This is a genomic window from Kitasatospora sp. NPDC002965, assembly GCF_040611255.1.
GTDB lineage: Bacteria > Actinomycetota > Actinomycetes > Streptomycetales > Streptomycetaceae > Kitasatospora.
Genome location: NZ_JBEXNT010000249.1, coordinates 1 through 5,277, shown reverse-complemented (window position 1 = coordinate 5,277; position 5,277 = coordinate 1). Strand labels below are relative to the sequence as shown.

General features: G+C 71.7%; 3 protein-coding genes and 1 pseudogene. All 4 read right to left on the bottom strand.

Annotation, left to right across the window (positions count from 1 at the left end; translation table 11 throughout):
- Window positions 1-43: 43 nt before the first annotated feature.
- Window positions 44-754 carry a DUF742 domain-containing protein gene (locus ABZY91_RS41195; protein WP_329947346.1) on the bottom strand — a complete coding sequence of 237 codons (711 nt, stop codon included), beginning with the start codon at window positions 752-754 and terminating at the stop codon, window positions 44-46.
- A gap of 161 nt (window positions 755-915) precedes the next feature.
- Window positions 916-1,329, bottom strand: a complete 414-nt coding sequence (locus ABZY91_RS41190; protein WP_043468791.1) for a roadblock/LC7 domain-containing protein — start codon at window positions 1,327-1,329, stop codon at window positions 916-918.
- 10 nt (window positions 1,330-1,339) lie between these two features.
- Window positions 1,340-4,774, bottom strand: coding sequence for a nitrate- and nitrite sensing domain-containing protein (locus ABZY91_RS41185; protein WP_355409282.1), 3,435 nt, complete (start codon window positions 4,772-4,774; stop codon window positions 1,340-1,342).
- Between the two features lie 401 nt (window positions 4,775-5,175).
- Window positions 5,176-5,277: pseudogene (locus tag ABZY91_RS41180) on the bottom strand (ATP-binding protein); the annotation flags it as partial.

The window sequence follows — 5,277 nt, the reverse complement described above, 5'->3', positions numbered from 1 at the left end:
GACGATCTTCGCGGAGGTGGTGGCGCGGGTGGGGGCGGCCGCGTTAGAGCTTGCGAAGTCCACTGAGGACCCTTTCGAGCAGCGTGACGTCGGGCTGGTTTCCGGATTCGCCGCCGGAAGCGGGCTGGTGGATGGCGACGAGGCCGGCCTCGGCCAGGTCGGCCACGAGGATGCGGGCCACTCCCAGCGGAAGGGAGAGCAGCGCCGACACCTCGGCCACGGACTTCACCTCGGTGCACAGGGTGCAGATCCGCTGGTGCTCGGGGAGCAGGGTGGCCAGGCGCTGCGGATCCACGTCGGCCGAGACGAGCGCCTCCAGGGCGAGCTCGTAGCGGGGCCGGGTCCGTCCGCCGGTCATCGCGAACGGTCGGATCAGCGGGCCGGAGTCCTGCTCGTCGTCGAACTCGTCAGCGTGCCCGGGCCGCTGGGCCGACCGGCCGCCCTGGTGCCCGACGGCCGACCGGCCCCCGAGGCCGGGGCCGGGCTGCTGGCCGGCCGTCCCGTCCTGCCTCGGGTAGCCCGCGGGGGGCGCGTCGTAGGAGGGCTGCGGCTGCCGGGGCCGGCCGTACTCGTCGTACTGCCCCGGCGGGTACGGCCCGCCGTACTGCGGCTGTCCGTAGTGCTGGTCGTGCTGGCCGTGGAGCGGCTGGCCGTACTGCTGACCGTGGCCGACGCCGGGTGCTCCGAAGGCGTCATGGCCTGTGCCAGGGTACGGAACGCCGTACTGGCCGCTGCGGTCGTCGGGCGGTGTCACGGATCCTCTCCTCACAGGGTGCGGCGGTGCGGTGCGAGCTCGGGCACTGGTCCTGAGCCGGTGGTGCGAAGGCCGTACTACGTCCGATCCCGAGCCCGCCGAAGCGGGCCCGGGACGGGCGCGGAGGTGCTTCGAATACCAGGACGGTATCCGACGGTCCGTCAGTGCAGGAGACTGCCCTGGAGTTCTGCGCGGAGTGCGGGGGTGAGGACGGCGCCGGCCCGGTCGACGAGCAGGGCCATCTCGTATCCGACGAGACCGATGTCGGAGTCGGGGGCGGCCAGGACGGCGAGTGCCGAGCCGTCGCTGACGGCCATCAGGAAGAGGAAGCCCCGTTCCATCTCGACGACGGTCTGGTTGACCTCGCCGCCCTCGAAGATCCGGCTGGCGCCGGTGGTGAGGGAGGTGAGGCCGGAGGCGACGGCGGCGAGCTGGTCGGCGCGGTCGCGGGGGAACCCTTCGGACATGCACAGCAGGAGGCCGTCCGCGGAGACCACCACCGTGTGCGACACCCCAGGGGTGTTGTCCACGAAATTGGTGATCAGCCAGTTCAGGTTCTGTGCGGCCTGGCTCATCTGACTCAACTCAACGCTCCTGGTGGTTCGAGCCGCCGAAGAGATCGGTGCTGCGATTCTGCTGTCCGTTGCCGGACTGGTCTACCTGATCGGGGTCGATCCGGAAGCTTCCGGTGCCGCCTGCGCTACGGCCCTGCTCGACACCGCGGCGCAGGTTCGTGAGACGTCCACGGACCTCCTCGGGCGAACGGGAGACCTGCGGCCCATCCTGTGGGGTGGGCTTGGCGTTGCCGGCCACCAGGTTCTGCTTGGGTACCCGCCGGGGGAGTCCGGACGGGGTGGTGCCGCTGGAAGAGGGCTCGCGGAGCTGTTCGGCGCGCTGCCAGTTGCCGTCGTTGGGCGACTGCCAGGCGGCGCTTCCCGCGCCGGTCGGGCCGGTGGGCCCGTACCCGCCGAGCGCGGACACCTCGTGGCCGCGCGGCTCGGCCGGCGCGGAGGTGTCCTTGGCACCGGCGAACCAGTTCGGGCTCTCGCCGCCCTGACCGGCGTCGGCCGGCCCGGACGGGAACCCGCCGCCGGCCAGCTGCTGGCCGGGGCGGCGCTGGGGCAGCCCGGACGCCAGCGTGGCGGGGGCGGGGTCGGCGGCGGGCAGCGCGGGCTGCTCCGGGGCGTAGGGGTGGCCGGCCGGGGCCTCCTCGGCCCCCTGGCCGTCCTGCTGGTAGCCGTAGCCGTCGTACCCGTCGTAGCCCTGGCCCTGGACCTGGAGGTCCTGGCCCTGGTCCTGGTACTCCTGCCGGCCGTACTGGTCGTCGCCGTAGCCGGACTGGTCGTAGCCCTGCTGCGGGTACTGGTCGTAGCCGTCCTGCTGGTAGCCGTTGCCGTCGTACCCGTCCTGGCCGTAGTTGTACTGGTCGTCGGCGTAGGTCTGGTCGTAGCCCTGCTGCGGGTACTGCCCGTCCTGGCCGTAGACCTCGTCGTTGCGGCGACCGTACGGGGGGTACTCGTCGTCGACCTCGGCGTCGAGCACCGGCGGCTCCTGGCCGGACTGCGGTCCGACCTCCAGCGCGGCCCGGCGGACCTGGTCCAGGCGCTGCGAGCGCTGGACCGCCTCCAGGGCGGGGCTGAAGCCGGAGGAGCCGGCGCTGCCGGTGCCGGTGAGGTGGTCGTCGAAGCCCAGCTCGGCGGCGCTGCGGGCCTCGTCCCGGCCGGGGGCGGCCCAGTCGGCGGTCGGCTCCTGGTCGGCGAAGATCCGGGAGACGGTGAACTGCTCCTCCGGCTCCGGCGCCGCGGCCATGTGGGTCAGGAACGGCGGCATCATGACCAGCGAGGTGGTGCCGGCCGACTCGCCGGACGGGCGGAGCTGGACGCGGATGTCGTGCCGCTGGGAGAGCCGGCCGACCACGAAGAGGCCCATGCGGCGGGAGATGGTGGCGTCGACCGTGGGCGGCTCGGCCAGCTTCTCGTTGATCTCGGCGAAGTCCTCGGCGGTGAGGCCGATGCCCTTGTCGTGGATCTCGACCAGCACCCGGCCGTCCGGCAGGCGGGTGGCGTTGACCAGCACCCGGGTCTGCGGGCTGGAGAACGAGGTGGCGTTCTCCAGCAGCTCGGCGAGCAGGTGGACGAGGTCGGTCACGGCGGCGCCGACGACCTCGGCCTCGGGGATGCCGGAGAGCTCGACGCGCTCGTACTGCTCCACCTCGGAGGCGGCGGCGCGGAGCACGTCGACCAGCGGGACCGGGGTGTTCCAGCGGCGGCCGGCCTCCTCGCCCGCGAGGACGAGCAGGTTCTCGCCGTTGCGGCGCATACGGGTCGCGAGGTGGTCCAGCTTGAAGAGGTTCTCCAGCTGGTCCGGGTCGGCCTCGTTGTTCTCCAGGTCGGTGATCAGCGCCAGCTGGCGCTGGATGAGGCCCTGGCTGCGGCGCGACAGGTTGGTGAAGATCGCGTTGACGTTCCCTCGCAGCAGCGCCTGCTCGGCGGCGAGTGCGACCGCCTGCCGGTGGACCTGGTCGAAGGCCCGGGCGACCTCGCCGATCTCGTCCTTGCCGTGCAGCGGGATCGGGTTGATGTTGGTGTCGACCCGGTCGGGGTCGGTCTTGGAGAGCTTCTCGACCAGGTCGGGCAGACGGTGGTCGGCGATCTCCAGGGCGGCGTTGCGCAGGGTCCGCATGCCGAGAATCATCGAGCGGGCCACGTAGCCGGTGAGCACACCGGCGAGGATCAGCGACGCGAGCACGATCAGCGCGTTGAGGACGGCGTCGAAGCGCGCGTTGTCACGCAGCGCCGCGGCGTCCTGGAGCACGTCGTCCAGCAGCACGACCTCGGTGGCGCGGAGGCTGGTGATGTGGGTGTTGGCGGCCTGGTTCCAGTTCTCCGGCGTCAGACCGGAGTCCTTGGCCTCCTTGTACGCCCGGTCCGCGGCGTCCTTGCCCTGGGCCTGGCCGATCGCGGCGGCCTGGCTGTAGGCGGCGCCGAGGTTGAGCAGGCCCTGCATGGTGGGGGCGGTGCCGTTGGGCATCCGGTAGGCGGCGCGCTGGTCGGCGTTGGCCTGGGCGACCTGGGCGTCCGAGTAGCGGCGGGCGTCCTCGGGGGCGCTGCCGGTGTTGAACTCGGACAGCGCGGTGTGCTCCAGGCGCTGGGCGACCAGCAGCTGCTGGATCAGGTCCGCGTTCTCGTACCGGGTGGTGGCGCCCGCGGAGATGCCGACCAGCAGGTGCAGCATCAGCGCGCGCTGGGTCGAGGCGGAGGCCTTCGCCAGCGACATGGCGTAGATCGAGCGGCCCTTGCTGGTGAGGTTGGAGGAGCCGAGGCCGACCGAGTTGTCGTAGGCCAGCAGCGGGGCCAGCATCACCGAGTACGCGGAGGTGGTCGCGGAGGCGAACAGGTCCGGGCTGTAGGCGTTGGCGCGCAGGTGCGGCAGGGCGACGACGACGCCCTGGAAGGCGTCGTGGCGGCGCGGGAGCTCGCCGGACTTGTCGCTGGCCTCGTAGGCCGCGTAGTAGGCCTTGAGGGCGGCGTCGGTGGTCGAGCGCGCCTTGGTGACCTCGTTGTTCGGGTCCTGCTTGGTGAGCAGAGGTATGAGGGTCTTGTCGCGCTCGCTCTCCAGCGCCTCGGCCAGCTCGGTGGCGGCCTTGGCGAGGGTGGCGGTCCGCTGGGCGCGGTCGGCCTTGATGAAGCCGTCGAACGAGGTGTTGACGCGCAGACCGCCGAAGATCAGGCCGATGGTGACCGGGATCAGCAGAATCGCGATCAGACGGGCCGGCACGCGCCAGTTGCGCGGGCGCAGGAAGTCGTACCGGCTGCCGCCCTTGCCGCCGGTGTCGTCCGCGCCGGAGCCGCCCGTGCGGTCCCTGGCGGGACCCGGCTGCTGTGGTGTGGGGGCGGCCGGTGGCCGTTCCTCGGTCGGCGTGAACGCCGAGAACCCCGCCGGGTCCGGTGCGGTGCCGTTCGGCTCGCTCTGGCGGGGCTCGGAGCGCCGCTGCGGGGCGACCTGCTGCTTACGCCTCACTCGACAACTACCTCTCGGCCGACAGCCGGCCATGGATCAATCCAGCGCTACCCCTGGAGGCCCGTCCGCTCCGGGGAGCGGTGGCCGATATGGATGCAGGGGTAGCTGGAATTTCAGCACGTGCAGGGATGGGGGACAAACAGCTGCCGGTCAGCGCCATGCAGGGCGCAATTGGGACATTCACCGACATGACGGTGTAAAACTGTGGTCTTCTGGCGCTGAGTGATGCTGATTCGCTACAAACAGTCATTGTTGATCACGAAATGCCTACCGAACTGTTATCCGCCGCTTATGCGGGGGTCTTGCGCGCGGCGTCCGGACGACATCTCCCCGCAAGCGGACAGGCCCCGGCGCTCCGCCGTGACAGCGGGGCGCCGGGGCTGCCGACCTGCGGGTTCCGCTCAGCGGAGGCGGGCGAGGAGGGCGTGTTCGACGAGGGTGATGAGGGCGCTCTTGGCGCTGTCCCGGCGTCGGGCGTCGAGGGTGACGACGGGGGTGTCGGG

What these genes read in the sequence shown, in the direction of transcription:
- ABZY91_RS41190 (WP_043468791.1), bottom strand. Translation starts at nt 1,329, where the DNA reads ATGAGCCAGGCCGCACAGAACCTGAACTGGCTGATCACCAATTTCGTG.